Annotated in this window: 23 protein-coding genes and 2 tRNA genes; 16 read left to right on the top strand and 9 right to left on the bottom strand. The window is 58.3% G+C overall.

Annotation, left to right across the window (positions count from 1 at the left end; translation table 11 throughout):
• Nucleotides 1-219: 219 nt before the first annotated feature.
• Nucleotides 220-1,830: an RNA repair transcriptional activator RtcR gene (gene rtcR, locus LPW13_RS15295; RefSeq protein WP_230436720.1), complete on the bottom strand. Its 1,611-nt coding sequence runs from the start codon at nucleotides 1,828-1,830 to the stop codon at nucleotides 220-222.
• 223 nt (nucleotides 1,831-2,053) lie between these two features.
• Here rtcR and LPW13_RS15290 point away from each other — a divergent pair, with 223 nt between their 5' ends.
• The 7 genes from LPW13_RS15290 (at nucleotide 2,054) to LPW13_RS15260 (ending at nucleotide 7,710) form a co-directional block, all read left to right on the top strand.
• A complete protein-coding gene (locus LPW13_RS15290; protein ID WP_230436719.1) occupies nucleotides 2,054-3,280 on the top strand; it encodes an RtcB family protein in 1,227 nt (408 codons plus the stop codon).
• 14 nt (nucleotides 3,281-3,294) lie between these two features.
• Nucleotides 3,295-3,639, top strand: a complete 345-nt coding sequence (locus tag LPW13_RS15285) for an RNA 3'-terminal phosphate cyclase (protein WP_230436717.1) — start codon at nucleotides 3,295-3,297, stop codon at nucleotides 3,637-3,639.
• On the top strand, nucleotides 3,626-3,811 hold the full coding sequence (locus LPW13_RS15280) for an RNA 3'-terminal phosphate cyclase (RefSeq protein ID WP_230436715.1): 186 nt from the start codon (nucleotides 3,626-3,628) through the stop codon (nucleotides 3,809-3,811). Before LPW13_RS15285 ends, LPW13_RS15280 begins: the two co-directional genes overlap by 14 nt.
• Before the next feature lie 206 nt (nucleotides 3,812-4,017).
• A tRNA-OTHER gene (locus LPW13_RS15275) sits at nucleotides 4,018-4,090 on the top strand.
• A 391-nt stretch (nucleotides 4,091-4,481) separates the two neighbouring features.
• A complete protein-coding gene (locus tag LPW13_RS15270) occupies nucleotides 4,482-5,639 on the top strand; it encodes a slipin family protein (protein ID WP_230436713.1) in 1,158 nt (385 codons plus the stop codon).
• A gap of 87 nt (nucleotides 5,640-5,726) precedes the next feature.
• Nucleotides 5,727-5,963 (top strand): hypothetical protein, encoded by a 237-nt coding sequence (locus tag LPW13_RS15265; protein ID WP_230436711.1) that lies wholly within the window; start codon nucleotides 5,727-5,729, stop codon nucleotides 5,961-5,963.
• 37 nt (nucleotides 5,964-6,000) lie between these two features.
• Nucleotides 6,001-7,710, top strand: a complete 1,710-nt coding sequence (locus LPW13_RS15260) for an alkaline phosphatase D family protein (RefSeq protein ID WP_230436709.1) — start codon at nucleotides 6,001-6,003, stop codon at nucleotides 7,708-7,710.
• Between the two features lie 92 nt (nucleotides 7,711-7,802).
• Here LPW13_RS15260 and LPW13_RS15255 read toward each other — a convergent pair whose 3' ends face one another.
• The 5 genes from LPW13_RS15255 to LPW13_RS15235 form a co-directional block, all read right to left on the bottom strand.
• Nucleotides 7,803-10,055, bottom strand: coding sequence for a TonB-dependent receptor (locus LPW13_RS15255; RefSeq protein ID WP_230436707.1), 2,253 nt, complete (start codon nucleotides 10,053-10,055; stop codon nucleotides 7,803-7,805).
• 251 nt (nucleotides 10,056-10,306) lie between these two features.
• Nucleotides 10,307-11,161, bottom strand: a complete 855-nt coding sequence (locus LPW13_RS15250) for an Nmad3 family putative nucleotide modification protein (protein WP_230436705.1) — start codon at nucleotides 11,159-11,161, stop codon at nucleotides 10,307-10,309.
• Nucleotides 11,162-11,191: 30 nt separating this feature from the next.
• Nucleotides 11,192-11,974: a CLCA_X family protein gene (locus LPW13_RS15245; RefSeq protein WP_230436704.1), complete on the bottom strand. Its 783-nt coding sequence runs from the start codon at nucleotides 11,972-11,974 to the stop codon at nucleotides 11,192-11,194.
• A 24-nt stretch (nucleotides 11,975-11,998) separates the two neighbouring features.
• Nucleotides 11,999-14,488: an ATP-dependent DNA helicase gene (locus tag LPW13_RS15240; RefSeq protein WP_230436702.1), complete on the bottom strand. Its 2,490-nt coding sequence runs from the start codon at nucleotides 14,486-14,488 to the stop codon at nucleotides 11,999-12,001.
• Nucleotides 14,485-16,149: a VRR-NUC domain-containing protein gene (locus tag LPW13_RS15235; protein ID WP_230436701.1), complete on the bottom strand. Its 1,665-nt coding sequence runs from the start codon at nucleotides 16,147-16,149 to the stop codon at nucleotides 14,485-14,487. Before LPW13_RS15235 ends, LPW13_RS15240 begins: the two co-directional genes overlap by 4 nt.
• Nucleotides 16,150-16,350: 201 nt before the next feature.
• Between LPW13_RS15235 and LPW13_RS15230 the strand changes: the two genes are divergently transcribed.
• Nucleotides 16,351-17,376 (top strand): zinc-binding dehydrogenase, encoded by a 1,026-nt coding sequence (locus tag LPW13_RS15230; protein WP_230436700.1) that lies wholly within the window; start codon nucleotides 16,351-16,353, stop codon nucleotides 17,374-17,376.
• 11 nt (nucleotides 17,377-17,387) lie between these two features.
• On the opposite strand, the gene mtgA is transcribed toward LPW13_RS15230, so the two are convergent.
• Both mtgA and LPW13_RS15220 read right to left on the bottom strand, forming a co-directional pair.
• Nucleotides 17,388-18,068, bottom strand: a complete 681-nt coding sequence (gene mtgA, locus LPW13_RS15225) for a monofunctional biosynthetic peptidoglycan transglycosylase (RefSeq protein WP_230436699.1) — start codon at nucleotides 18,066-18,068, stop codon at nucleotides 17,388-17,390.
• 209 nt (nucleotides 18,069-18,277) lie between these two features.
• Nucleotides 18,278-18,354 (bottom strand) — tRNA-Arg (locus LPW13_RS15220).
• Nucleotides 18,355-18,594: 240 nt separating this feature from the next.
• Here LPW13_RS15220 and LPW13_RS15215 point away from each other — a divergent pair.
• On the top strand, nucleotides 18,595-19,014 hold the full coding sequence (locus LPW13_RS15215) for a c-type cytochrome (protein WP_230436698.1): 420 nt from the start codon (nucleotides 18,595-18,597) through the stop codon (nucleotides 19,012-19,014).
• A 162-nt stretch (nucleotides 19,015-19,176) separates the two neighbouring features.
• Here LPW13_RS15215 and rep read toward each other — a convergent pair whose 3' ends face one another.
• Nucleotides 19,177-21,210, bottom strand: coding sequence for a DNA helicase Rep (gene rep / locus LPW13_RS15210; RefSeq protein ID WP_230436697.1), 2,034 nt, complete (start codon nucleotides 21,208-21,210; stop codon nucleotides 19,177-19,179).
• A 150-nt stretch (nucleotides 21,211-21,360) separates the two neighbouring features.
• Here rep and LPW13_RS15205 point away from each other — a divergent pair, with 150 nt between their 5' ends.
• The 7 genes from LPW13_RS15205 to LPW13_RS15175 all read left to right on the top strand — a co-directional run bounded on the left by LPW13_RS15205 (nucleotide 21,361) and on the right by LPW13_RS15175 (nucleotide 26,390).
• A complete protein-coding gene (locus LPW13_RS15205) occupies nucleotides 21,361-22,230 on the top strand; it encodes a helix-turn-helix domain-containing protein (RefSeq protein ID WP_230436696.1) in 870 nt (289 codons plus the stop codon).
• A 75-nt stretch (nucleotides 22,231-22,305) separates the two neighbouring features.
• Nucleotides 22,306-23,691, top strand: coding sequence for a hypothetical protein (locus tag LPW13_RS15200; protein ID WP_230436695.1), 1,386 nt, complete (start codon nucleotides 22,306-22,308; stop codon nucleotides 23,689-23,691).
• A gap of 71 nt (nucleotides 23,692-23,762) precedes the next feature.
• Nucleotides 23,763-23,990, top strand: a complete 228-nt coding sequence (locus LPW13_RS15195) for a DUF3565 domain-containing protein (protein ID WP_230436694.1) — start codon at nucleotides 23,763-23,765, stop codon at nucleotides 23,988-23,990.
• 3 nt (nucleotides 23,991-23,993) lie between these two features.
• On the top strand, nucleotides 23,994-24,449 hold the full coding sequence (locus LPW13_RS15190) for a YaiI/YqxD family protein (RefSeq protein ID WP_230436693.1): 456 nt from the start codon (nucleotides 23,994-23,996) through the stop codon (nucleotides 24,447-24,449).
• Between the two features lie 19 nt (nucleotides 24,450-24,468).
• On the top strand, nucleotides 24,469-24,960 hold the full coding sequence (locus LPW13_RS15185; RefSeq protein ID WP_230436691.1) for a GNAT family N-acetyltransferase: 492 nt from the start codon (nucleotides 24,469-24,471) through the stop codon (nucleotides 24,958-24,960).
• Between the two features lies 1 nt (nucleotide 24,961).
• Entirely contained in the window at nucleotides 24,962-25,861 is a 900-nt protein-coding gene (bla, locus tag LPW13_RS15180) for a subclass B3 metallo-beta-lactamase (RefSeq protein WP_230436689.1), read from the top strand.
• A complete protein-coding gene (locus tag LPW13_RS15175; RefSeq protein ID WP_230436687.1) occupies nucleotides 25,845-26,390 on the top strand; it encodes a GNAT family N-acetyltransferase in 546 nt (181 codons plus the stop codon). Before bla ends, LPW13_RS15175 begins: the two co-directional genes overlap by 17 nt.
• Nucleotides 26,391-26,451 lie beyond the last annotated feature (61 nt).

The following is a 26,451-nucleotide window of genomic DNA, read 5'->3' as shown; positions in this document are numbered from 1 at the left end:
TGAACGCCGTCATGAGCGACGCCTTCACCGAGCCTGAGGCGTTGTTGCTGAATCGCTTCCGCACCATCAAATGACATAGCGTTCCCCCGGCCGGATAGAGGTGGATCGGGTTGCGGACACCCACGAAGGTATCTGGATCACTATAGACCCGCAGCACCAGAGATCCGCCGGGTGGCAACTCGTGTACGCCCACGGTTTGAGCATCATCGCTGGCCGGGACTAGACCTCACGGCACTCGGCTTTCAGATCCTCGAATCTGATTCCATACTTGCCTAGCAACTGCTTGACCCGGTGGGAATCGTTATTCGATTTCTTCGCCTGCCGGCTCACGTCAAACAGCTTCCTGCCGGCCTCCGCCATCGAGCCGGACTCTCTACACACCTCGATCAAGGCGGCCAGCTTCAGTTGATCGTAGTAATCCATCTCCTCACTGCTGCCGGCTCCCAAAACATTCTCGATTGCGGCTTTAGGGTTTTCTCCGCTGTCCTCTGCCGTCTGCCATTTGCGCTTCAAGCGGCTGATCTCCTCATTGACCACCTCGACGGTAATGCGCCCCCCATCGGCGAGGGTCCCCATACGGGTAATACTGGCATTGAGATCGCGGAAATTGGCAGACCAGCTGGCTTCGGGTGATCGGCCGAAGGCGAGGTATTTTTCCCGCGCGGCCTTGTTGAAGCTCACCAGGTGCCCCGCCTTATTGGAGAAGGACTCAATCTCGTAATCGAGATTGGGTTCCAGGTCCTCGATCCGCTCCTTGAGCGACGGCAGCTCGTAGGTCCACAGATCTATCCGGGCCAGCAGGTCCGCGCGGAAGGCTCCCTCCCTGGCTTTCTGCGCAAGATCCTTATTGGTACCGGCAATCAACTGGAAATCGCTGCTGGTCTCCCTGTCGGAGCCGAACGGAATAAAGCGTTTGTCCTCAATCGCGCGCAACAGCATCGCCTGTTCATCCAGCCCCAGCTCACCGATCTCATCCAAGAACAGCAGGCCCTTGTGGGCCTCCTTCAAAAGCCCGGCGCGATCGGCGGTGGCGCCGGTAAAGGCACCCTTCTTGTGGCCGAACAACGCAGACATGGTGTTCTCCCCCTTGAGCGTGGCGCAGTTGATCGCCACCAACCGCCCCTCGAGTTTGCCGCGCTGCCTGCGCAATTCGTACACCCGCTGGGCCAACTGTGTCTTGCCCGCGCCGGTGGGGCCGGTAATCAGAATGGGCGCGTTGGAGCGGATGGAAACCTTTTCCAGCTGCTCGATCATCCGGTTGAAAGCGGCGTTGTTGGTCTCGATGCCGCCTTTCAGATAGACGGTGCCTTCCTGATGCTCCTTCTGGAAGCGCGAGGCGATCTGGTCGTATCTGGAGAGATCCAGGTCGATGATCTGGTACTGCCCGGGCAGGTTGCTGTCGCGTTTGGCCGGGGCCGTCTGCAGCAGTTGCCCCGGAAGGTAGCCCGCCTCGGTGAGCAGGTAGAGACAGATCTGCGCGACGTGCGTGCCGGTCGTGATATGGACCAGGTAACTTTCCCGGGTCGGCTTGAATGAGTAGCCGCGCGCGAAATCCAGCAGCTGGCTGTACACCGTCTCGAAATCCCACGGATCGGCGAAGTTCACCCGGTGATGCACCACCTCCGTCTCCGGCGATACGCGGGCGATATCCTCCGTTACCTGCTTGGCCAGGCCCTGGGAGTGGTTGTCGAACAACAGCTCCAGCCGATCGATCAGCAGATCGTCGTGCTGGAACATGGAAACGGTCGGCCGCCACTTGTCCCAGCGCTTGTCGCCCTTGCCGCGCCGATCCATGGTGGTGCCGAGAATACTGATGGCTACTGTTTTCATGGTTATCGAATATAGAAGTCTACAATCGAAAAAGATAGATAAGCCTCGATATGATTTTTGCACAAACTGTGGATAAGTTGCATTGTAGAAATAATAAATACTTTTAAATCAATAAGTTAAAAACTTTCTCAGTCCATTCTGAAAAGTTGGCACTCTCCTCGCAATACAGCGAACAACAAACAAGCGAACCAGACCGCAAAGCATTAGAAAAAGGGAGAGAGCGATGACTCAGCAAGCGTATGAAGTGATGCAGGACGGCGGCGTGCCGATCAAGTCCTGGACCGTCGGGGTGCCTTTCGAACCCGAGGCCAGGGAGCAGCTGAAAAACATCTCCCGACTGCCGTTTATCCACCAGTGGGTGGCGGCGATGCCGGATGTGCACCTGGGTAAGGGCGCCACCATCGGCAGCGTCGTGCCGACCCTGGGCGCGGTGATACCGGCGGCGGTCGGCGTGGATATCGGCTGCGGAATGATGGCGGTGCGCACCAGCCTCAAGGCTTCGCAACTGCCGGACAACCTGGCGGGCGTGCGCTCGGCGATTGAACGCGCGGTACCCCACGGCCGCTCGGCGGGGCGTCGGGGAGGTCGCGATAAGGGTGCCTGGAGCAACACGCCGGACGACGTGATGAACGCCTGGGCGCCCCTGGCCGCACAGTTTGATGTGTTGCAGGAAAAGCACCGGGTGTTGAAGAAAACCAACAACCTCAACCACCTGGGGACACTGGGTACGGGCAACCACTTTATCGAACTGTGCCTGGACGAACACGGTAGCGTCTGGCTGATGTTGCACAGCGGTTCCCGCGGCGTGGGCAACCGCATCGGTACCCATTTTATCGAGATGGCCAAAAAGGATATGGAGCGCTGGCACATCCACCTGCCGGATTCCGACCTCGCCTACCTTCCGGAGGGAACGGAGCATTTCGACCAGTACGTAGAGGCGGTGGAGTGGGCGCAGAACTTCGCGCGAATCAATCGTGAAGTGATGATGGCCCGCACCATCGACGCGGTGAAAACCGCATTGGGAATGGAGTTTGAAGCGCGCATGGAAGCGGTGAACTGCCACCACAACTATGTATCCAGGGAAAACCATTTCGGCAAAAACGTACTGGTCACCCGCAAAGGCGCCGTGCGCGCTCGCGAAGGGGAAATGGGCATCATCCCCGGCAGCATGGGCGCACGCTCCTTTATCGTGCGCGGGCTCGGCAACGCGGAAAGCTTCTGCAGCTGTAGCCACGGTGCAGGGCGGATCATGTCGCGCACTAAGGCGAAAAAAATGGTCTCGCTGGAAGAGCACCTGCAGGCAACCGCCGATGTGGAATGCCGAAAAGACGCCGGCGTCATCGATGAAACACCGTCCGCCTACAAGCCCATCGAAAAGGTAATGGAAGCACAGAAAGACCTGGTGGAAATTGTTTACACCCTCAAGCAGGTTGTCTGCGTGAAAGGGTAGGAAGGAGTAACAAGATGTTGGTTATCGACGGATCACAAGGAGAGGGCGGGGGACAGATCTTCCGTTCATCGCTGACGCTGTCCATGTGTTTGCAGAAGCCGGTACAGATAAAAAACATTCGCGCCGGTCGCAGCAAGCCCGGCCTGCTGCGCCAGCACCTCGCCTGCCTGCGCGCAAGCCAGACAATTTGTGCAGCGGAAATCGCCGGCGATGAATTGGGATCGACAGAAGTGGTTTTCAAACCGGGCCAGATCAAATCCGGCGAATACCGATTCGCCATCGGCTCCGCCGGCAGCACCAGCCTCGTGTTCCAGACGGTCCTGTTACCGCTACCTGCAGGCCAATGTGCCGGTCGGTGAACACCTGGCCGACCAGATACTGTTGCCGATGGTGCTGGGAAAGGGCGGAAAATTCAGGACACAGGAACCCAGCCTGCACCTGATGACAAATATTGAAGTGATACGCCAGATCACCGGTGCTGAGGTAAAGGTTCAAAAGGAAAGCGATCTCGCGTGGACAATCAATGTGTAAAAACACGCAGCTTTTCGTGAATAGGAATTAAGGAAGATTAGCCGCACAGGGGAAGTGCCTGGGAAAGAATACAGATCATCTGCCGGGCGCAGGTGATCGTAAAAGAGTTTAGGAAAAATATCCGATCAGCGGAGCTGGTTCTGTAAGCCAGCCTGGCGCAAGCGCCCTTGGCTTGTTGTGTACCGATCGGAAAATCACCTGAACACCACTTTGTAGCTCAGTAAGGTAGAGCAGCCGATAACCATCGGCCGGTCACAGGTTCAATTCCTGTCAAAGTAACGTCGTCTGTCACACGACCTATCTGGAAAAGGCGAAAGCCCGGGGTTCGAATCCCCACAGGGTTAACAGCCCTTCAAGTCAGAGGCCCATGGCCTTGTAACGCCGCTGATTTGTCTCCTCTCGGGGAGGTGGAATGGCGGATTTTCAAGGCGCCGGAAATACCGATGTCGGCGGTGGGCAACATGGCATGTTGATCGGCTAAGCGGAATTCGCCGGAGAACGGGCAAGCACCCATACAGGCTTCCCCCGATGCCGGCCGGTTCAGCCAATGGCTGCCCGACCTGTCTTGTTCAAACCGTCGCCCTCGATATTTCCGGGTGGGCCTCACCCATGATTGCCGCAAAGCGTTGTACGGATATGACTAAAGGCAATCAGTATAAGGAGAAGTAAAATGATCATTTGGAAATGTGTTGATATCGCCGACAACGAGCGAGCATTTCTGTTTCGCAGAAACCGGTTTATACGGGTCCTTGAACCGGGCCACCACCGCATTATGCAGCTGGGCGGTAAAACCCATATTGAGACCTACGATATCAGCAATGTGCTGTTCGAGCGTACGAACGCAAAATTTCTGCTCAATACACACGCCGAAAAGCTGGCCCCCTACCTGGAAACCCACGAGCTGAACGACACCCAGATCGGCCTGCTCTATCGCGATGGGCATCTGGTAGATGTTCTCAGCCCGGGCACTTTTCTGCCCGTGTGGAAAGGCGTAGAGAGGGTGCATGTCGATATCATCGACATCAGCGAAGGCTACACCGTGGACGAAAAGCTGGTCAGCTTGCTCGGTCGCGGCACGAAAGCGAGTAACAGCGCGGCAGCGAAGTCCGCAATTCACTATGTCGAAGTGCCGGACGAGCACCTGGGCCTGTTGACGGTAAACGGCAAGCTCGAACAAAAGCTGCGCCCCGGCAGCTACGGCTTCTGGAAGTGCAACCGCTCCATCGCCGTACAGCTGGTAGACCTCAGGTTGCAGACCCTCGAAGTCAGTGGCCAGGAAATCCTGACCAAAGACCGAGTGAGCCTGCGCATCAACCTGAGCGCCAGCTACAAGGTGCAGGACCCGGAAAAGGCCGCAATGCAGCTGGGAAACTACGCCGCATTCATCTACCGGGAACTCCAACTGCGCCTGCGCGAAGCGGTAGGTACACAGAGCCTCGATGCGCTGCTGGAAGACAAAGACAGCCTGAACCTCGGCATTGCCAGGGACGTACGCGCAAAGCTGGAGCAATACGGTATCGAAATCGCCACCGTTGGAGTGAAAGATATCATCCTGCCGGGTGATATGAAGCAGATCCTCAATCAGGTAGTGGAAGCCCAGAAGGAATCCGAAGCCAACCTGATCAAGCGCCGGGAGGAAACCCAGGCGATGCGATCTCTGCATAACACCGCCAAGATGATGGAAAACAACCTGGTTCTGATGCGTTTGAAGGAGCTTGAGGCGCTTGAGCGGGTGACTGCGCGCATCGACAAGATATCCGTTTACGGTGGGTTGGAAGGGGTTTTGAACAACCTGGTCAAATTGCAGCCTTCCGGTTCTTCCCAATAAGCAGCCCGCCGGTGGGGGCGGGCTGCACTGGTTAAAATGTCGGCTGCTGTCTCGGGTAGGAAGCGCTGATTGTGACCGTCCCGCAGTATGATCACCGCAACCTCTACCTTTTTCGGCGAGCCTGTGTACAGCTATACCCTGAAAGACGGCATCAACGACGGCGTCCTCACTCCGTTTAAGGTACTGCCCATCGTCGGCATCATGGATGAATATGTGTACACCCCGGAGAGTCGAGGCCCGGTCCCGGTGAGCCGCCCACAGGCGGCGATGATACCGATGGCGGCAGTTGTCGGATGTTCCCGTTCTGTCATAAAACTTCGCTAGGGTGAGGCGTCAAATTCCATGAAAGGGAGCCGTCAGCGTGACCAGCCTCAATCGTCGCCGCTTCATCCAGGCCGCACTCGCCACCACCGGTAGTGTGGCGATATCTACACCACTATCTACACCACTACAGGCCATGACCCGGCCGCAACTGCCCTCCGAAGTTTCCTTCGTTCATGGCGTAGCCAGTGGCGATCCACTACAGGACGCGGTGATCCTGTGGACCCGGGCAACGCCGATGGACAGCAACCCCGCCGGGCCGGTACGCGTGAACTGGGAGCTGGCCGCCGATGCGGCGTTCAAAAACGTGGTGCGCCGCGGCAGTGTGGAAACCGATCTCGCGCGGGACTACACCGCCAAGATCGATGTGCGCGGATTGAAGCCGAATACCAGCTACTACTACCGTTTTGTCGGTGCCAGTGAACAGAGCCCCACCGGGCGTACCAAAACCCTGCCAGAAAAAGGCGTGGAACAGGTCAAGCTTGCTGTTTTTTCCTGCTCCAATTATCCGGCCGGCTATTTCAATGCCTACCAGCTTGCCGCCCAGGCGGACCACTGGGATGCAGTGTTGCACCTTGGGGACTATATCTACGAATACGGCGCCGGCGGCTACGCTACGGAAAAATCTGCGGAGATCGGTCGCGCCCTGCCGGAAGACAACCGTGGGGAAATTCTCTCACTGACGGATTACCGCAAACGCTACGCTCTCTACCGGACCGATGCCGGCCTGCAGGCACTGCACGCGGCGGCGCCGTTCATTGCGGTGTGGGACGATCACGAAATTACCAACGATACCTGGAAAGCCGGTGCGGAAAACCACAGCGCGGACGAAGGGGATTTCTTCGCCCGCCGCGCCGCTGCCGTTCAGGCCTATTACGAATGGCTGCCGATCCGCCCGCCCATGGGGGATCGCCACCCGCAGATCTATCGCAGCTTCCGCTTCGGTGACCTGGTCGACCTGCACATGCTGGATACCCGCGTTATTGGTCGCGATCAGCAATTGCAGTTTGCCAGCTACATGGATGAGCAGGGGAATCTCGATGCCCAGACCTTTGCCGCGGATATGGCCAGCCCGACGCGCACTCTGCTGGGTAAGAGCCAGCGCGAGTGGTTGCGGCAGACGCTCACTGAATCCAATGCACACTGGCAATTACTCGGGCAGCAGGTCCTGATGGGCAAGATGCATTTGCCGGTGGAGCTGATGACCAGCTTTTACCGGGGGGGAAACAAAAACCTCACTGCAGAGCTGATTGATCTGAAGGCGGCGAGCCTGCGCGGCGAACCTCTGAGCCCCGAGCAGCAGGCGCGCCTGCAACGGCAGGTGCCCTACAATCTCGATGCCTGGGACGGGTACGCCGCGGAGCGCGAAGATCTGTATCGGCACATGCGCACACTGGGAAAAAACATTGCGGTGGTGGCCGGGGACACCCACAACGCCTGGTTCAACCACCTGAAGGACAGTGACGGGCAGATGGTTGGGCTGGAATTCGGTACCCCCAGTGTGACCTCACCGGGCATGGAAACCTATCTCAAGCTCGACGAGCGGGCCGCGCAGGAGCTCGCCCGGGGCATGTCGGTACTGGTGGACGATCTGCAGTATTGCAACCTCCACCAGCGCGGTTATATGTCATTGACGTTCCGTCGCGACGGTGTCGAGGCTGAGTGGAAGTATGTGGACAATATCGAAACCACCGAATTTGCGGAAGCGGGCAGCCACAAGGTGTTCCACAGCCTGCTGCAGAGCGTTTAGGAATGAATGGGCTCGTATAACGCGCAAGCGGATTCAGTGTGGTAAGAATGCCCGCGCGGTAACGCGCGGGCATTCTTGTTTACAGACGCCGCTTAGAAAGCACCAAAGCGTTTGTTGAACTCTACACTCACCATACGCGGTGCACCTGCGATATAGGTAGGGAAGCCGAAGGAACTACCGGTATTTCCCGCATCCATGATGTACTCCTCGTCCAGCAGGTTGGTGGCCGCCAGGGTCAATGCCCAGTTGCGATCACTGGCGGTGATGCCCGCGCGCAGGCTCAACAGGTCCACCGCATCTTCTTCGTACTGGTTGGCGATATCGAAATACACTGACGAGCGGTAGCCCCAGTTGCCGCTACTGGTGAACAGCAGGGCGCCGCCGATCGGCGTGTCATACACATAACCCACGGTGGCGGTCAGCTCCGGTTGCAGGCGGAACTGGTTGCCCGCGTAAGTACCGTTGCCGGCGTCGCTGTCGATACCCGCATCGATCCAGGCGGCGTTGGCCAGCAGTTGCAACTGCTCCGTCGGGTACCAGCGCAGTTCGGCTTCAAGACCTGTGTTGGTGGCGGAGCCGGCGTTTTCCGTGCGGGTCTGTCCGCTGTCCTGGTCGATCACGTTGACCTGGAAGTTTTCGTAGTTCTGGTAGAAAGCCGCCAGAGAGTAGTCCAGCGGTGTGTTGGCCAGGCGTCCCTTGATCCCCAGCTCGTAATTGTCAATTTCCTCGGAGGGCAGGATATTTTCCACACCGGAAGACATATCGATGACTTTTGAGCGCTCCCCGCGGGATACGGTCGCGTACACATTGGCGTTGTCATTGATGGCATAGAGCAGGTTGAAGCGGGGCAGCAGGGCAGAGTTGTCGGTATCGCCACTGAGTGTCTCGCCGCCGGTATTGGGGATCAAGCCGGAGAACAGGTCGCTGTTGATACCCTGGGACGCCAGGATCGCAGAATTCGGCAGGGCACTGTAGTAGCCGGACGCGCGCTCTTCCTTAACCAGTCTCGCACCCACTGTGGCTTCCAGGTTCGGGGTTACCTGATAGGCGATATCCGCAAACAGGTTGAGGTTACTGTTGTCGGCGCTGTTGGCATAGTGACTTTCATAGGGCAGCGCGGCAACGGCACCGCCGGTCAGCAGGGTGGTGGCGTCGGTGTTGCAGCTGGCAATGCCAGCTGCGGCCAGTGCGCCGGCGCAGCTGAGGAAGGTACCCTCTTCACTGGCAAAACCCACAAACTGATCGGCAGTCTCTTCAAAGTAGCTGGCACCGACAAAACCGTTGATGCGCTCACCGTTGAAGTTCAGGCGCAACTCATGGCTGCTCTGGTCGCCGGTGGCGTCCTCGGAAAAGTTCAGCATTTCAAACCCGGTGCCGTCTGCGTCGAACGCTTCCAGGGAATCGTATTCGCGCTGTGCGCCGATATAAGTCAGTGCCAACTGGTCGTTGATATCCCACAGCAGCGTCGCATTGAAGTCTTTCACCGTGCGGTCCACACCCACATCGTTCATGCCCAGCACGTTGTTGTCGGGCACACTCAGCGCGGCGTCGTCGGTAAACAGCCGCTCGCGGCTGACAAAGGCCGTACCGGGGTCTGTCGCCTTATCGTAGTTGTAAACCAGGTCGATGGTCAGGTCGTCGCTGGGGGTGATGCGCAGGCTCGGACGGAACGCCTCGCGCTCGTAGCCGTTCAAGTCCGCCTCGTCACTGGTATTTTCAACGTAACCCGCGCGCTCGCGGGTGGTGAACGCCAGCCGGCCCTGCAGCATTTCATTGCCGCCGGTGATCATGCCCTCGAGCTTGCGCATATCGTAATTGCCCGCGCCCACGGTCAGCGAGGAGGCAAAGTCCTGTTGCGGTTTTGCGGTGATAAAGCTCATGGCGCCGATGGAGGCGGCGGTACCGAACAGCGTTGCCTGCGGTCCCTTTACCACCTCCACGCGCTCCATGTCGTACACCTCGAAATAAGAGGCGCGCGAGCGGGATACATCGGTCCCGTTCAGGTACACCGATACCCGTGCCGCACCGGGTGCGCTACCGTCATCGGAAGTGATGCCGCGGATCACGTAACCGTTGTTGTTCACGCTCTGCTGCTGCACCACGAGCCCCGGCACCATGTCGGACAGGGTGTCGAAGCGATCGATGCCCAGTGCCTCCAGAGTCTCTCCGTCCAGGCTGCTGATAGTCACCGGCACATCGACAATCGATTGTGTGCGCTTCTGCGCGGTAACGATCACTTCTTCAAGGTTTTCCGGCGCAGTCTGAGCCTGCAACGGCAGTGCCGCTGCGGCAACCAGTGTCGCCAGGATGGACAGGGGAAAGGTTCCCTTCAACGGATGCTTCATGATAACTCCAGCTTTTATCGTGAGTGGTGCCAAAAGCTGGATGTTAGTGATGAATTGATACGGCTTTGTGACCGGGCTGTGACAGTCCTTCGAACGATACCCGGCCAGGCGATGCGGCCGGTTCCTGAAATGCCGCCGAATCTTTTATAGTGGGCCGCCCGAGACAACCGGGAAAATACCGCGAGGACTCAAAGCCGCACTGTGTGGGATGGTTTCGTTGTACTTGGAGATCGCCATAGTGCGGCTGACAGTTAATTCAGGTCAAACAGTGTGGCTATCCATGGGGCTACATCCGGATACTGATTCGCATCCAGTACAAATTCCTGTCCCCGGGCGGCTGCCTTCAGCCGACAGTATTTCCCTTCTTTTTTCCACCGTTCCAGTTTCTGGTGATACGTCATGGCAGTGGCGCTGGATGTGGGAAATAGCCCGACGGGCAGTCGCCAGTCGCTGGGCTTGTTACTTTCTTCTGCGGTGAGCTGCAGGCTTGGTTTGTAGTGACCGAAAGTACCGTAGGCATTTTTCCCGGGCAGCTTCGTGCCGTTAATCATCAGGGCGTCGCTCGCGGTATACAGGGTATTCTGTTTACCGCGCTCGCCAGAGAAGTGAGGATGGTAGTGCGCCCAGGGAAGGGCGTCGTGCGCCAGTTCTGCAATGGAATGCACCGCGCCTACCTGTAGCCAGCCCCAGATCACATGGCGGGCCGGCGCACTTTTGATAAATCGCCAACACCCATCTACCTGTTCTACGCGGCGGAACAGTCCGAAAAACAGGAACAGGTCTCCCGAATCAACACTCTGGTTGCGCAGATGGGACTGGGCGGTGCCATCCTGTCCCAGCAGGCCGCGCCATCCTTTAGCCCGTGACCGTGTTGCGGGATCCAGATCGGGGTCCAGGTGTGCGGTTTCGTTGGCTCGGTCGGGATTGCGGGTCAGGTCGGCGATCAGGTCACCGGCATTCATACCATTCACGGTTAAATCCCGGTAGTGCAACCGGGATTGAGAGTCTGGAATTGGCAGACTGCACAAACGGCCGTCCGGTAGTATGGGGCTGGGACAGCCGCCGGCTGCAAAATCGAAACCTTTTCGACTGAGTATTAGCTTCATAACAATCGATGTTGTGTAGTGAGTCGAAACCTATCCGCGCGGGTTGCGTTGTAATGCGCGGCCGAGCAGCAAAAAATAATGTTTGAACGCTGCATTGATGCGCTCGCGATGCTCCCCGCAGGGATAGAGACCGAGGCGCGCTTCATCTGTGGCTTTGGTTCCTGCAACCAGAAAATTATTGCTGATGTAGGAATCCTGAACAAAGGCTTCAAAAGCCCGTGCGCACATTTCCGCCGGCTCCGCGTAATAGACACAGCCGTTGGCTTCGTCCGCGACTTTTGAAACCCGAAACATCTCGCTGGGGTTTTCTCCGCTTTCATCCAGCATCACTGCACGAAAACAGGCGAACAGACTGTCATTGATGGGATGGGGCACGGGGGTGGCGTCGCGCAGCCAGGCTTCGGAGGCGAACATGTTGTTCGGTGTATCGCTGAACGCCTTGTCGGATAAGTAGTGATCCAGCGCGTGAAACCATTCGTGGGCGATGGCGCCGGGGCCGGCGTTTTTTGCCAGGGCAAAGGTGCGCGAACCAGGTTCGTAGTGTGCGGAGATACCCGGGCGGCCACCGGTACCGTACTGAAAGGCGAGCGTACCTCGCAGGGAGACCAACAATTCTTGCCCCTGCAATATGGTCATCAGATCCACCAGTGCATCGTAAAACAGGCCGGCCGCGCGCGCCTTTTCCGCTTCCGTCACCCAGCGCCCGATGGCAATGGAGCGAAAGTCGAAGCGCTTGCGCACATCGTTAAACGTGACGTTTTGCTGAGGCCGTTGTTGCGGACTGCGGCGATAGAATTTTCGGTTCAATACCATGGTGCTGTTTGATGAATCCGGGGCTTACTGATTCCAGAACTGCTGGAGTGCGGTTGAGAGTGCGTCGCCATTGTTGCAGGTTTTGGGCTGCCAGTGTTGTGGATAAAGCGGGCGATAAAATGGATCGGTGAAACGATAGTCTGCCAGAATGACCACGCCGCGGTCGGTCTCGGTACGGATGACCCGGCCGGCGGTCTGCAGCACCCGGGTCAGGCCCGGGTAGCGATAGGCCATATCGAAGCCGTTTTCTCCCTCAATATCGCTGGCTTCACGCAATAATTCCTGCTCCTCGTTTACCTGCGGCAGGCCCACGCCCACCACAATGGTACCGATCAGCTGTTCCCCCACATAATCCACGCCTTCACCGAAAATGCCGCCCATGATCGCGAAGCCCAGGCTGCGTCGGTTTTCGCGGAAATGTGCCAGAAACTCGGCACGTTGTTGATCGGAGCTGCTGGAAACCTGTTGTACCAGTGGAAGCTCCGGAAATTGTGCAGCAAAGCGCTCTGCCACCTGCTGTAAAAAACGGTAGGAGGGGAAGAACACCAGATAATTGCCGGGCCGACTGTTAAAGGTGCGCGCAATCATGTCCACCAGTGCATCGGTCGCCTGATGGCGGGCGCGGTAGCGGGTGTCTACGTAGGGGCAGATCAACAGGCCCAGTTGCGCGGGACTGAATGGGGAGGGCAGAGCCTGATAGGGGGTGTCGGCCTGCAGTCCCAGCTGACGATAAACGTAGCGCGGTGGCCGCAGGGTGGCGGAAAATGCGATCATGCCGTGAAACGGTTGATAGGCCTGCTGTAGATACTCTGATGCATTCAGACACAGCAATTCGATTTCCTGCTCGCGCCAGCGGCTATCGGGATTGGATGGAGATTGTGCGCGGGTAATACAGCGGTGGTTGTCCGCTGCCAGCTGCTCGAGAGTCTGATAGCGAAACAGCGCCTTTAGCCAATCGTTTATCGCTTCCGGCGGAGACTGCGATTGTTCCCACAGTTGGTTGACCACGGTCAGTACCTTGTGAATGGCGCCACTGACGGGCAGGGGAAACCCGTTCTCCGGCGACGATATCCACAGTGCGCTATTGCGCGCTTCACTCACTTGAGGTTGTGCGGATTGCCGCTGTTGTTCCACCCACTTATCCATCGCGCGTACCAGTGACTGGATGGCCCGGCGCAGGGCCGGATGGGAACTCTTGCAGGCCGCGGCGGCGCGATGGCTGTCGCTGCGGGTGAGTTTTGCACTGTACATGGCCCGCGCCCGGTCGCTCAGGTTGTGCGCTTCGTCGATCAGCAGTCCGCGTTTCCGTCGCCCATCCCGCAGGGTCTGCATCTGCACCAGGGGATCAAACACGTAATTGAAGTCGCATACCACCAGATCGGCCCAGGGCAGCATCTGCAGTGACAGCTCGAAAGGACACAACTGCAGCCGGTCGGCCTCTTTGGCAACCACTTCCGGCGTCAGCAATGGCTGGCCCAGCAGATTTTGCCGGGCCTCCGGCAGACGATCGAAAAAACCGCGGGTGCGCGGGCAGATACCATCTTCATCGCGGCTGCAGAGCCCCAGGTTGCAGGCACAGGTTTTGTCGCGTGCCTGCAGTTCGAGTACCGAAAGCTTGAGCCCGTGAGTGTGCAAACGTGTGGCAGTTTCCCGCACCACCTGACGACCGGAATTTTTCGCGGTGAGGTAAACCAGTTGATCGAGGGAGGTTTCTCCCAGGGCCTTGATCGCGGGAAACAGGGTACTGATGGTTTTACCGATACCGGTGGGGGCCTCGACGACCAGCTCGCCACCATCGCGCAGACAGCGATAGGCGGCCACGGCCAGTGTGCGCTGGCCCGCGCGGTATTGTGCGAAGGGGAATTCCAGCTCGCGGGCAGAAGTGCGCACGGCGTCGCGGTGTGCCTGCCAGTGGCGGTGCCACTGCAGATATGCGCTGAGTGCTGTTGTGGCAAAAGCTTCCAGTTCCGCCCAGCGGAACTCCTGTAGTTCCGGGTAGGTTTTGCGCTCCTTGAGATTGTGCCAGAGCATCTGTAGGGCGACGGTTTCGTCAGCGGAAAACTGTTGTTCGAGCCCGTAGCAAAAGCCGTAGACCTTCAGCTGTGCCCAGTGCAGGTCGCGGGCGGATTCTGTCAGCTTTTGCGGCGGCACATAGGTGGTCTTGATTTCATCCAGCTGTACCGGTCGGTGCAGATCTTTCCGGGGGTGCAGGATATCCACACGGCCGCTCAGGGTCACTCGATATCCATTCTGTGCAATCTCTACCTGCAGACTGTATTCCGCTTCGCTGTCTGCGGGACGCTTTTTCTGCAGCTTCTGATGGGCGCGGATGCCCTCGAGGGCGGTAGGGCCACCGGTTTTTGCCGCAGAGAGATCACCGCAGCGACAGGCGAAAGCCACCAGTTCGCCTACCGAGAGCGCTAATGTTTGTATCGCGGCTGTATCACTCTCGGCGGTTTCCAGTCCGCTCAAGGCTGTTTCCAGTTCGCTCAAGGCTGTTGTTGGGCCGCTCAAGGCTGCCACTCCACATGCAGTACCCGGTGCGGAATTTGATGTTGGGCAAAATAGGTCAGCCAGCGCTGCTGGTTCTGTTGCAGCCGATCGCCGGGGCCCTTGACCTCCACCAGCTCAAAACCGCCAGCGGCGGGAAACAGGATCAGGTCCGGCAGTCCGCTGCGGTGGTGGGCGATGTCACTTAAAAGCCGGCGAAACAGCGCTCGCCAGTGCTCTGTGGAAATACGCTCCAGCGCCAGAGACAGCAAAGATTCCGGCAGCGCTTCCCAGTGGACCAGCGGGTTTGCGATGCCCCATTTTTCGCGGTAGTGCCGCCACACGTACTCATTGAGTTCATCCCTGTCCAGCGCTGCCAGCCGCTGCTCGAAGGCCGCGCGACGCTGTGGATAAAAATCGGGAGTGCGGAAGTCGCTGGGGGCCATTTGAAACGGATTGAAGAAAGCGCCCGGTACCGGCGCGAACAGGATGTCCCAGATAAATAGCCCCAGCACCCCGTTGAACAGGCTGTTTTCCACGTAAAAGCACTGATTGCCGGGCGCCTGATGGACAAGATGGTTGGCGGCGATGGTCTCCACCCGCTCCGGGGTCTGTGGCAGCGCGACAGTTTCCGCGGGGGCGCGGTGACGGCGGGGTGCCATCCAGCCGTCAGTACAGCCGGTCTTTTTGGCCGTGCGGTAACCGAAGCTTTCGGCAAACGCGCGTTCGGCTTCATGGTGTGGCGCAGCGAGAATATCTGCGCACAGCGCCAGCGCGGTGGTGGTATCGCCTGTGGCAACCGCAATCCGCGCCCGGCGCTCGCGGGCGGGAGGGTGGCTGCACTGGCGATACAGGTGATCGGCATCGCCCAGCGCGTCGAGTCGTTCCAGTTGTCGCGCCAGCGTCAGGCGCAGCCGGTCCAGGCGTCGGTGCAGGGTGCTATCGCCTTCAATACCTGCAGGCAGCCGCGCGGCGAGTGTAGTGATCTCGTCCACGCCGGCGGTCAAAGCGCACTCGGCCTCGCGTAAACAGTCGTAATAGCACAGGTGTTGCTCGATCTGCGCGCGGCTCTGGAACGGCAATTGTGCCTGCTCCAGTGGGTACTGTTCGTAGCGGAAGAGGCCCAGATCCCGCAATACATAGTCCGTCAGATCCTGATTCAGGTTGCCGAAAAACAGGAGCTTGAAGGTTTCGAAGTGCTCGGCGGCCTGCACTGCCAGGCACGGCTCCTCGCGTATCAGTGTGCGGCGTATCTGCGCGCAGTCCAGTTCCAGCAGAGCATGTTCGAGGTCCGGGCGCTTGAGGGATTTCGGTAGTGGCTCGGGGCTGCTGGCGAACAACTCGCTTTTGGTAAACAGTGGCAGGATTTCTGCCAGTGGCAGAGAGGGATTGCGCTGCAGCAGTTCGATTGCGATCAGCTCGTCTACCGCTGCCGTGAGATCAGCGATCTCGCTGTAGCGGAGCTTGTGCTGGCGGAACAGGGCACCACGGGATGACGGTACACCCTTGCGGGACAGCAGGCGCACGTAGAGGCGCTGGCTGTCCGGGGTGAGGCCGCGAAACTGGTCGTAAAAGAATCGTTCTGCATCCGACAGCAAGTTTGCATAGCGCGCCATCACAAAGTCCACCAGCGCGTGGAAGTTGCTGAGGTAATAATCCGGTGTCAGTTCGATGGGATCGGCCATGGGAGATTCAAGCGCTTGGGGGTGTACTCACGTGGGCGTCACAGTCGCCCGATGCTGTATGGTTATACAGCAATGGTGGGGCGCAAACAAACCCGTGCGCGACCGCAGAGACACCGGTACATCCATGGCGGTATCTGGTCATGGCGACGGCTTCCCGCTAGGCTGCATCTCTTTCTCCGATTGGCAAAGGGAATGCAGTGTATGCAAGAAATCCGCAGAGTCTGGCGCACCGATAAAGCCGGGGCTATCAGCAACCTGCAGTTGCGGGAAGAACCGTTGCAAACTCTCGCGGAAGAGCATATTCGCATCCAGGTCAAATCCGTCGGTCTCAACTTCGCCGATATTTTTGCCCTCACCGGTCTCTATTCGGCCACGCCCGAGGGCAGCTTTATTCCCGGGCTGGAATTCTCCGGCACTGTCATCGAACTCGGTGACAATGCGCATACGGATTTGCAGATTGGCGACCGCGTTTACGGCTGCACCCGCTTTGGCGGTTATGCCTCGGTGGTGGATGTGCTGCCGCAGCACTGTCGGAAAATCCCGGAGGGCTGGAGCTTTGCCGAAGGGGCTGCTTTCCCCGCACAAAGCCTGACCGCTTACTACGCGCTCAACACCCTGGGTGCGCTGAAGCCCGGACAGGTGGTATTGGTCCAGAGCGCTGCCGGCGGTGTCGGCTTGCAGGCCATGCGCATGGCGGCGCAGATGGGGGCGATCCCCATTGGTACCGTCGGTTCCGAGCACAAGCGTGCGTTTCTTGCCGCGCAAGGCTTTGACCAGGTGATTGTGCGCGACGAGGATTTTCCACAACAATTGAAAGATCAGTTAAACGGGCGGCCGCTGCACCTTGTGCTGGACGGTATCGGCGGAAAGGTTCAAAAACAGTCGTTCGCCGCGCTCGCGCCAACCGGCCGGCTGATCGTTTTTGGCGCTGCGGAATTTACCCCCGGTGACAAGCCCAACTGGTTGAAGGCCGCGTGGCTTTACCTGAAGCGTCCCCGCTATGACGTGATGGATATGATCAGCAGCAACAAATCTGTGCTGGCATTCAACCTGATCTGGTTGTGGCAGGAGCAGATGCTGTTTGATGAATTGCTGGAAGGCTGCGTGCAGCTGGAATTGCCGGCTCCCTTTGTCGGTCATCAGTTTTCGTTTGCGCAGGCCCACGAAGCGATCGCGTTGTTGCGCGGCGGCGGTACTGTGGGCAAGGTGGTTTTAAATATTGAATGACGTAGCCGCAGTCAGAGTTGTTCAAGGTACTGTCGGCCACCCAGTTGCCGCACCTGTCGATTGATGGTCGACGCGCGCTCGCGCACATAGTTGGACGGCTTGCTCACAAACATCCGCCGCGGGCTGGGCAGGACCGCGGCCATCAAACCCGATTGCCAGGGCGTGAGGGATTGCGCGGATATACCAAAGTACTTCCGCGCAGCCGCCTCTGCGCCAAATGTCCCTTCGCCAAATTCGGCAATGTTCAGATACACCTCCAGAATCCGCTGCTTGGGCCACAACAATTCCATCAGCAGGGTAAACCAGGCCTCCAGCCCTTTGCGCACATAGCTGCGACCATTCCACAGAAACAGATTCTTCGCCGTCTGCTGCGTAATCGTGCTCGCCCCGCGGGTGCGTTTACGGCGTTCAGTGAGGGCTTTTTTCAGTGAGTCAAAATCAAACCCGTGATGGTGGGGAAACTTCTGATCCTCGGCGGCAATGACGGCCATCTGCAGGTTGGGTGAAATCCTCTCCAGTGGTTGCCATACCTGCGCCGCGCTGCGGCCAGTCTCACTTTGCCAGTGCTGAATTACCATGGAGGAGGGAGGGTTGATCCAGCGCATTGAAAGTACGAGGACTGCGGTCAATGCGATAAACGCGATAACGGAGCCGATAGTGAATCTGAACAGACGTTTGAGGGCGCGTGACATGGTGATGACAGAGTTTCTGTAGCTCGGGTAAATTGGATGCTGAAGATGGTATCCGGGAGTGAGGCGGTGGGATATCGAGAGGTTTGCAGATTTGATGACGGATTATTGGGGCAGGGCTCCGGTAACTGCATAATCTCCGGCTCGAGCCAGAAGCCCCGGGTTGGGGCGATATACGAAAAAGGCCACCCGATGGGTGGCCTTCTTGTATATGGCCCGCCCCAGAGGATTCGAACCTCTGACCTTCGCCTCCGGAGGGCGACGCTCTATCCAGCTGAGCTAGGGGCGGATTGGGTGACCATTGCGGTCTAAATTGCGCCAAATCAACGGGTTACAAACCCCGGCGCGGACGCGGATTATACAGAAGGGCGGGAACGGGGCAAAGGGAATTGGGGCTCGATCGTGCAGGATTGGTGCACAGCCCTTCGCAGTGGCCGGCGGTATGCTTATAATGCGCGGCTGTTTGGTAGAGGTTTGTGGCGAAATCGCCGGAATCTACAGGCCGCATGGGGCCTTTAGGGGGATTTGGATGAAAGTTGTTTTGAATTTTGTCGCGGCACTGGCCGTAGCGGCGGGTGCGGCTGTGGCGGTAGCGCAGTCTGTGGATGAAGAAATCGCCGAGCGCATCGCGCCGGTAGGCAGCACCTGTATGCAGGGCGATGAGTGTGCAGCCGCGGCGCCGGCAGCTAGTGCCTCTTCCGGCGGTACGCGTAGTGGTGAGGCTGTATATAAGGCGAGCTGTCATACCTGTCACGCCACAGGCGCTGCCGGTGCGCCCAAGTATGGTGACGCCGGTGCCTGGGGCCCGCGTATCGACAAGGGCATCGATACCCTCTACACACACGCCATCAACGGCTTCAATGCCATGCCTGCGCGCGGCCTGTGTATGGACTGCAGCGACGATGAAGTAAAAGCTGCGGTTGATTACATGGTAGAAGGCAGCAAGTAAGCGATCGCTTACTTACGGTATGAAAAAGCCGCTCAGTGAGCGGCTTTTTTTGTGCTTTTTTGGTGGAGACTCGGGATCTGTTTTGTGCCCTGTCGTCACATCGGTGCTGGCCGGTGTCCAGTGGGGCTGGATGCCGGATCGAGTCCGGCATGACGAGGATTCCTAGTCAAACATACTCAGCAGCGACCCCAGAGTCTCCTCCCCTTTGGCCTGATTCTGCTCTGGCGTCGCCTTGCCGAAGCCTTCAAATATGCAGTCTTCTTCCGGCAGTTCTTCCAGGAAGCGGCTGGGGGTGGTGTCGTGATTTTCGCCGAACATCTTGCGCTTGCCCGCGAGGGTCATGGTCAGGGTGCGCTGCGCACGGGTGATGCCGACGTAAGTGAGGCGACGTTCTTCCTGGATGTTGTCGTCCTCGATACTGTTGCGGTGGGGCAACAGGTTTTCTTCCATGCCGATCATAAACACATGGGGGAACTCCAGACCTTTGGCGGCGTGCAGGGTCATCAGGCTGACCTTGTCGGTAGCTTCCTCTTCTTCCTGGCGCTCGAGCATGTCGCGCAGGATCAGCTTGGAGATCGCCTGCTCCAAGCGTACGTCCTGTTCCAGCTCGTCGTCGGTGCCTTCCATGGTTTTCATCAGCGAGCCGAGCAGCCAGTTGACGTTTTCCATGCGTTTTTCCGCCACTTTTTCGTTGCTGGCGTTCTGTGACAGCCAGCCGGCGTAGTCGATGTCCTCGAGCATTTCCCGCAGTGCGCTCTCCGGGCTGTTGTCGCGACAGTTTCTGGCCACGCCTTCCAGCCAGTGGGCGAAGCGGCCGAGGCGCTCGTAACCCTGTTCGGTAATATGCTCCCGGAAGCCGATCTCGGTGCATGCGCTCAGCATGGAAATTTCACGCCCCTTGGCGTAATTGCCCAGGGCCTCCAGGGTGCTGGTGCCGATCTGACGGCGCGGGGTATTGATGATGCGCAGGAAGGCGTTGTCGTCGTCGGGGTTTACCAGCAGGCGCAGGTAGGCCATCACGTCCTTGATTTCTGCGCGGGCGAAAAAGCTGGTGCCGCCGGACATCTGGTACGGGATCTGGCTTTCCTGCAGCTTCATCTCGATCAGGCGCGCTTGGTGGTTGCCGCGGTAGAGCACCGCGAAATCCATGAATTTGCAGCCGCGGCGGGCCTTCTGCAGGAAGATCTCATTGGCCACGCGCTCGGCTTCTTCGTTTTCGCTCGCCACTTTGAGTACCCGGATTTCGTCACCGATACCGCGGTCGGACCACAGCGCCTTATCGAATTCGTGTGGGTTGTGGGCGATCAGGTGGTTGGCCACCTTGAGGATGCGGCTGGTGGAGCGGTAGTTCTGTTCCAGCTTGATCAGGCGCAGGCTGGGGAAATCCACCTTCAACTGACTCATGTTTTCCGGGCGCGCGCCGCGCCAGGCGTAGATCGACTGGTCATCGTCACCCACCACGGTGAGGCCGGTGCGGTCGCCGACAATCATTTTTACCAGCAGGTACTGGGAGCTGTTGGTGTCCTGGTACTCATCCACCAGCAGATAGCGGATTTTTTTCCTCCAGCGTGCCAGCAGATCGGGATCGGATTGAAACAACTGTACCGGGATCAGGATCAGATCATCAAAATCCACCGCGTTGTAGGCTTTGAGGGCGTCGCAGTAGCGGCCGTAGGCCACCGCGATGGCCTGTTCACCGGCGCTCTGTGCCTGTTCCAGGGCCTGACGCGGGGTCAGCATATCGTTTTTCCAGTTGGAAATCTGGCTCTGGACCCGGTCCAGCAGGTCGGTATCCAGATCGCCGTCGCGCAGCATCAGCTCCTTGATCAGGCCGCGGGCATCCTCCGCATCGAAGATGGAAAACCCGGGTTTGAAGCCGGCGGCGCGATACTCCTTGCGCAGGATATTGAGTCCCAGGTTGTGGAAAGTGGATACGGTGAGGCCGTGGGCAGCCTTGGATTTCCTGCCGTCCGGCCCGGTCACGAGTTTGCCCACCCGCTCCTTCATTTCCCGCGCCGCCTTGTTGGTAAACGTGAGTGCGGCGATATTTCGCGCCTGATAGCCGCACTCTTCGATCAGATAGGCGATCTTACGCGTAATTACGCTGGTCTTGCCGGAGCCGGCGCCGGCCAGTACCAGGCAGGGGCCGTCGATATATTTGACGGCTTCCGCCTGGCGCGGGTTAAGTTTGGTCATTCTGGTACAGCTGAGTTGGGTCTACAGGAGGTGCGCCGATTCTATCAGCCGCGATCCGGATTGGCTGCGCCGCGGGATGGATTTATATTGAACCGCAAGTCGATGAGAGCAAAATAAAAAGCAGAACGATAAAAGCAGGAATTTGCCGTTATGAAGACCAATTCGCCGACTCTAGTGGAACACTCCCGCAGCGAGAGCCCGTTCGGGCGTCTGATGCATTTCTGGCGCAAGACCTTGGGGATGTCACAGGAGCGGCTGTCGGAGGATCTCGGTGTCTCTACTCGCCATATCAGCTTCCTCGAGACCGGGCGTTCGCAGCCTTCGCGGCTGGTGGCGGCGGCACTGGCAGACTGTTTCGGGCTCAGCGCCCGCGACCGCGCTTATCTGCTTACTGCGGCGGGCTTCTCCGCGGACCAGTCGGTGTTCGACACCCCGGAACTGGCGGTGTGGATGAACAAGTCCATGCAGAACGCCATGTCCCGCGCCGAGCCGGAGCCGGCGTTTGCGCTGGACAACTTCGGCCGGGTGATTTCGGTCAACCGGGCCTGGCTGGCGTTCATGATCCCGCGGGTGGATGCGGCCCTGCTTGAAAGCCCTAACATGTACGAGCTGGTGATGACCCCGAACGGCCTGCGCCCCCAACTGCACAATGGCATGGCGCTGTCCTGCGGTCTGGCACTGTACCTGACCATGGAAACCCTGCAGAGCGACGACCCCCAGGGCTGGGCGATGCTGGAGCGCCTGGAGGCGGCGGGGGCGTTGCCGGAAGGGTGGCAACAACTGGGACGGCGCCTGATCCACACCAGCGACTACCCGCTGGCGCTCAACACCGAAGAGGGCATCGTCAATCTCACCGTGTACAACGATACCCTGTCATCCACCTCGCAGCTGGTTCAGCCGCGGCTGTTGATCGGTCGGATCTACCGGGATGACTACAAGCGGGTGGTGACCGACGAAGAGCTGGCCGCAGTGCCGGAGGATCATCCTCTGCTGTACCGACCGCTGATCGGCGAGGGTTGATTACCTCCCGAATAATGGTGGTGCTCCCGTGGCACTTCTAAGCTCGGATGTATCGATAACAATAATGAGCATCCGATGATGAACAAACCTGTCTCTGATAACCCCAATGCGCGCAGTAGCGGCTGGCGCTGGGGACCGTTCACCTTCCGCGTCCCCTTCCTGCACCTCAAGTTTGTGCCGTCCCAGTTTGTACAGGGGGTGGTGGTCGCCAGTGCCACCAGTCTGATCATGGCGCCGGTAATGATCGGTTACTTCGGCCTGTCGTTCGAAGAGGCACTGGCGCTGTTGATGCTGGCCAATACGGTGCTGTGTGCATCGTTTGTGGTATTTGGCGAACCCTTCGCGCCAGGCATGCTGACCCCCGCGTTTCCCCTGGTGCTGACGTTCATTGTCAGCGGTTATCCCGAGGGGCCGGAGCGATTCCAGGTAATGACGGCGCTGTCCCTGAGCCTGGCGGGCATCGCACTGGTGTTCAGTCTGTCCGGGTTGTCGCGGCGGCTGATCAGCGCGCTGCCGGTGGCATTGAAGGCGGGGATCATCTTCGGTGCCGCAATTTCCGCCCTCGACCGGGTGTTCATCAAGGACGCGGCCCTGTTCGAGAGCCATCCCGTCAGCGCCATCACCGCGCTACTGGTGGCGCTGCTGTTCACCTTCTCCGCGCCGGTGCAGGCGCTGCGTACCCGCCACAAGTGGCTGGATAGTATCTGTTGTCTCGGCCTGCTACCGGGGTTTGTCGCTGCCGCCGTGGTGGGGGTGATAGCCGGGGAAATCCAGTTCGATATGCGCTGGGGGCTGTTCCTGCCGCCGGTCACCGAGACCCTGGCCAAGGTATCACCGCTCAGTATCGGCTGGCCGCCGGCGACGATGTATCTGGAGGTGCTGCCGCTGGCGTTTGTGGCCTACGTGATCCTGTTCGGTGACTTTGTCACCGGCACGGAAATGATTCACAACGCGCAGCCGGCGCGGGAAGACGACCCGGTGGACACCAACTTCGAGCGCAGCCAGATCGCCGTTGCACTGCGCAATGCCGTATCCGCCGTATTCGCGCCGTTGTTTCCTTACCAGGGGGTGCTGTGGACCGGGGTGCACGCGGTGGTGATCCAGACCTGGCAGCGCGGACAGGAGAAGATGAGCAATCTGCACAGCGGTATCGGCTCCTATTACGGCTTCGGGCTGCCGTTGATCTATCTGTGCTGGCCGTGGATCAGTCTGATCAAGCCGATTATGGCCATCGCCCTGATGCTCACCCTCGCGCTGACCGCCTTCGCCTGCATCATGGTGGCGGCACCGCTGGTGAAGAAGCCGCTGGAGATGGTCTGTGCACTGGTGATCGGCTTTATGCTCGCCATGTTTGATGTGTGGACCGCACTGGGTGCGGCGATATTCCTGCTGGTGTGCATCAATGGCAATGTGCCGCGCTGGCGCAAAAGCGCGGCAACGCCACAGCCAGCGCAAGACTGACTTTTACCCCGCCCTCAATTTTGTCTATAAAGGCACCTCATTCGAGGTGCCTTTTTACTTTGAGGGCTTTTATGCAGCAGCCCATTACCGGCTATCACAAAGACGCTGAAGAACACTGGGTCGCGCAGCTGGCTTGCGGGCATAATCAGCATGTGCGCCACGACCCACCGTGGCAGAATCGCCCCTGGGTCACCACTGCCGAAGGCAGGGCGCAGATGCTCGGTCTGAAACTGGAGTGCAAGAAGTGCGATGAAGGTGCGCCTGCCGACGAACAGCCACAAGAGATTACAAGAGACTGATTGATGCCAAAAATCTGGGTCGATGCCGACGCCTGTCCCACAGTTATTAAAGAAATCCTGTTCCGCGCCGCCGAGCGCACGGAAACGGAAATGATCCTAGTGGCCAATCAATATGTGCGCGTGCCGCCATCAAAATTTAGCCGAGCCGTGCAGGTCTCCTCCGGGTTCGACGTGGCGGATAACGAAATCGTTCGCCAGTGCGAGGCCGGCGACCTGGTGATTACGGCGGATATTCCGCTGGCGTCGGAAGTGATCGACAAGGATGCCACCGCACTCAATCCGCGCGGCGAGAAATATTCCAAGGCCAATATCCGCGCACGCCTGAATATGCGCGACTTTATGGAAACCATGCGCTCCAGTGGTGTACATACCGGTGGCCCGCCGCCGCTGGGGCAGCAGGAAAGGAAAGCGTTTGCGGATCAGCTGGATCGCTGGCTGGTGCGGGCGCGGAAAACATAGTGTAATTGGATAAAATGTGATGGTTGAACTGGTACCGTTTAAAGCGGATTTCCTGCCGGAACTGATGTCGTGGATTGACAGTGAACGCGCGTGTCGCCTGTGGGCCGGTTCGTGGTTTGAATATCCATTTGATGAGAAGAGCTTCTCCCGCGACAGCCGCTGGCAGGAGATCCCCAGCTTTGTTCTTCAGGACGAGCAGGGGCAGATTTTGGCCTTTGGGCAGTATTACAATCGCCTGGACTGTTGTCACCTGGCGCGACTGATCGTGTCCCCGAAAACCCGTGGCTCTGGATTGGGCCGGCAACTGGTTACCGGGCTCATTGCCCGCGGCAGCGAAGCATTGAAACTGGATCGCGCCTCCCTGTTTGTGTTGAAAGACAACCCGCTGGCGTTGTCCCTTTACGAAAAGCTTGGCTTTCGTCGACGCGATTATCCGGAGCCGGAACCGGGGTTGGAAATTTGCTATTACATGGTGGCATCTGCTCGCTCGCGGATTAATGGAGAACATTGATATGCGAAGACTGAAACACAGAGTGGGGCTGCTACCCCTGCTTGTGAGCGTGTTTTTCTTATCCGCTGTATCTGCAGAAACAGCTCTCCCACAGTTGCAAGCCTATGAGGTGCCGGCAGACTGGCGGACGCCAGTGAAGCCTTTGCAGATCGCTGATCAAACCTGGCAAATTGGAAGTAAATCGTTAACTGCGTTACTGGTGAAAACCGGAAACGGTGCAGTCCTGATCGACGGTGGAATGCCTCAAATGGCGGAACATCTGCTGTCGAACATGCAAGCATTGGATGTAGCGCCAGAGGATCTGAAATGGATATTGCACAGTCACGGCCATGCGGATCATGCAGGCCCACTGGCCGCGATAAAAAATGCCAGTGCCGCACGGATTGCCAGTAACGCCGAGTCTTCTCGCTTGTTGGCGCGTGGCGGAGCGGGTGATCTTCATTTTGATGATGGGCTGCTTTTCCCTTCTGTTAGCGTTGATCGTTATTTGCAGGATGGCGAACAGATTGTGCTGGGAGAGGTTACGTTTACAGTACATTTTATACCCGGCCATACGCCGGGCAGCATGGCTTGGACCTGGCGCGATAGTCTGAATGGACAAGAAATCGATATCGCCTATGTGGACAGTCTGACTGCGCCGGGCTACCAGTTGATCGGAAATGTCCGCTATCCGAATATCGTTGCTGATTTTCATCGCAGTTTTGACCGAATCAGTGCTCTGCCCTGTGATCTACTGTTAACACCCCATCCGCATGCCAGTGGCTGGACCTATGGCGATAAAGCGCTGCGTAAAAAATCCGTGAGTTGTTCCAAGTACGCCGAGAATGCACAGCGCGTATTACAGGAGCAGCTTAACAAACAGGAGCAACAGATTAGAGAGATCAATGACAACTTTGATTGAACCGCAGACCGAGCGTCTTCAGCTGCGCCAGTGGCGGAACAAGGACCGCGAACCCTTTGCCGCGATGAACGCAGACCCGCGGGTGATGGAATTTTTCCCCGCGCTGCTGAGTCGCGAGGAAAGCGACGCGGCTATCGATCGCCAGATCACACATATCGAAAAATATGGTTGGGGATTCTGGGCGGTAGAGCGTCTCGAAGATCATCAGTTTATCGGTTTTGTCGGGATCAAAAACGTCGGTGACGAACTGCCATTTGCGCCGGCGGTGGAAATCGGTTGGCGACTGGCTGTGGATTTCTGGGGAAAGGGCTACGCAACCGAGGCAGCATGCGCGAGTTTGCAGATCGGTTTCGAGCAGCTGAAATTGAAGGAAATTGTTTCGTTCACAGCGCTGAACAATATGCGCTCTAGAAGCGTGATGGAAAAAATCGGTATGGTCGACACCTGCAAAACTTTTTTGCACCCGTCCCTATCCGATGAACATCCCTTGCAGGAGCACTGCCTGTACCAACTATTTCGGGACCGTTAATGCGGTCCCGCTGCATAATGTCTTGCGCGGTTTCGGATAATAAGTGCAATTGGTAAGAGAG

It is taken from the genome of Microbulbifer celer (genome assembly GCF_020991125.1).
GTDB lineage: Bacteria > Pseudomonadota > Gammaproteobacteria > Pseudomonadales > Cellvibrionaceae > Microbulbifer > Microbulbifer celer.
The sequence above is the reverse complement of the archived record's forward strand: the minus strand, read 5'-3'. Positions and strand labels throughout refer to the sequence as shown.

Bases quoted from the DNA above. Each gene is read 5' to 3' on its own strand.
- rtcR (WP_230436720.1), bottom strand. From the start codon at position 1,830: ATGAAAACAGTAGCCATCAGTATTCTCGGCACCACCATGGATCGGCGC.
- LPW13_RS15290 (WP_230436719.1), top strand. From the start codon at position 2,054: ATGACTCAGCAAGCGTATGAAGTGATGCAGGACGGCGGCGTGCCGATC.
- LPW13_RS15285 (WP_230436717.1), top strand. From the start codon at position 3,295: ATGTTGGTTATCGACGGATCACAAGGAGAGGGCGGGGGACAGATCTTC.
- LPW13_RS15270 (WP_230436713.1), top strand. From the start codon at position 4,482: ATGATCATTTGGAAATGTGTTGATATCGCCGACAACGAGCGAGCATTT.
- LPW13_RS15265 (WP_230436711.1), top strand. From the start codon at position 5,727: ATGATCACCGCAACCTCTACCTTTTTCGGCGAGCCTGTGTACAGCTAT.
- LPW13_RS15255 (WP_230436707.1), bottom strand. From the start codon at position 10,055: ATGAAGCATCCGTTGAAGGGAACCTTTCCCCTGTCCATCCTGGCGACA.
- LPW13_RS15250 (WP_230436705.1), bottom strand. From the start codon at position 11,161: ATGAAGCTAATACTCAGTCGAAAAGGTTTCGATTTTGCAGCCGGCGGC.
- LPW13_RS15245 (WP_230436704.1), bottom strand. From the start codon at position 11,974: ATGGTATTGAACCGAAAATTCTATCGCCGCAGTCCGCAACAACGGCCT.
- LPW13_RS15235 (WP_230436701.1), bottom strand. From the start codon at position 16,149: ATGGCCGATCCCATCGAACTGACACCGGATTATTACCTCAGCAACTTC.
- LPW13_RS15230 (WP_230436700.1), top strand. From the start codon at position 16,351: ATGCAAGAAATCCGCAGAGTCTGGCGCACCGATAAAGCCGGGGCTATC.
- mtgA (WP_230436699.1), bottom strand. From the start codon at position 18,068: ATGTCACGCGCCCTCAAACGTCTGTTCAGATTCACTATCGGCTCCGTT.
- LPW13_RS15215 (WP_230436698.1), top strand. From the start codon at position 18,595: ATGAAAGTTGTTTTGAATTTTGTCGCGGCACTGGCCGTAGCGGCGGGT.
- rep (WP_230436697.1), bottom strand. From the start codon at position 21,210: ATGACCAAACTTAACCCGCGCCAGGCGGAAGCCGTCAAATATATCGAC.
- LPW13_RS15205 (WP_230436696.1), top strand. From the start codon at position 21,361: ATGAAGACCAATTCGCCGACTCTAGTGGAACACTCCCGCAGCGAGAGC.
- LPW13_RS15200 (WP_230436695.1), top strand. From the start codon at position 22,306: ATGATGAACAAACCTGTCTCTGATAACCCCAATGCGCGCAGTAGCGGC.
- LPW13_RS15195 (WP_230436694.1), top strand. From the start codon at position 23,763: ATGCAGCAGCCCATTACCGGCTATCACAAAGACGCTGAAGAACACTGG.
- LPW13_RS15190 (WP_230436693.1), top strand. From the start codon at position 23,994: ATGCCAAAAATCTGGGTCGATGCCGACGCCTGTCCCACAGTTATTAAA.
- LPW13_RS15185 (WP_230436691.1), top strand. From the start codon at position 24,469: ATGGTTGAACTGGTACCGTTTAAAGCGGATTTCCTGCCGGAACTGATG.
- bla (WP_230436689.1), top strand. From the start codon at position 24,962: ATGCGAAGACTGAAACACAGAGTGGGGCTGCTACCCCTGCTTGTGAGC.
- LPW13_RS15175 (WP_230436687.1), top strand. From the start codon at position 25,845: ATGACAACTTTGATTGAACCGCAGACCGAGCGTCTTCAGCTGCGCCAG.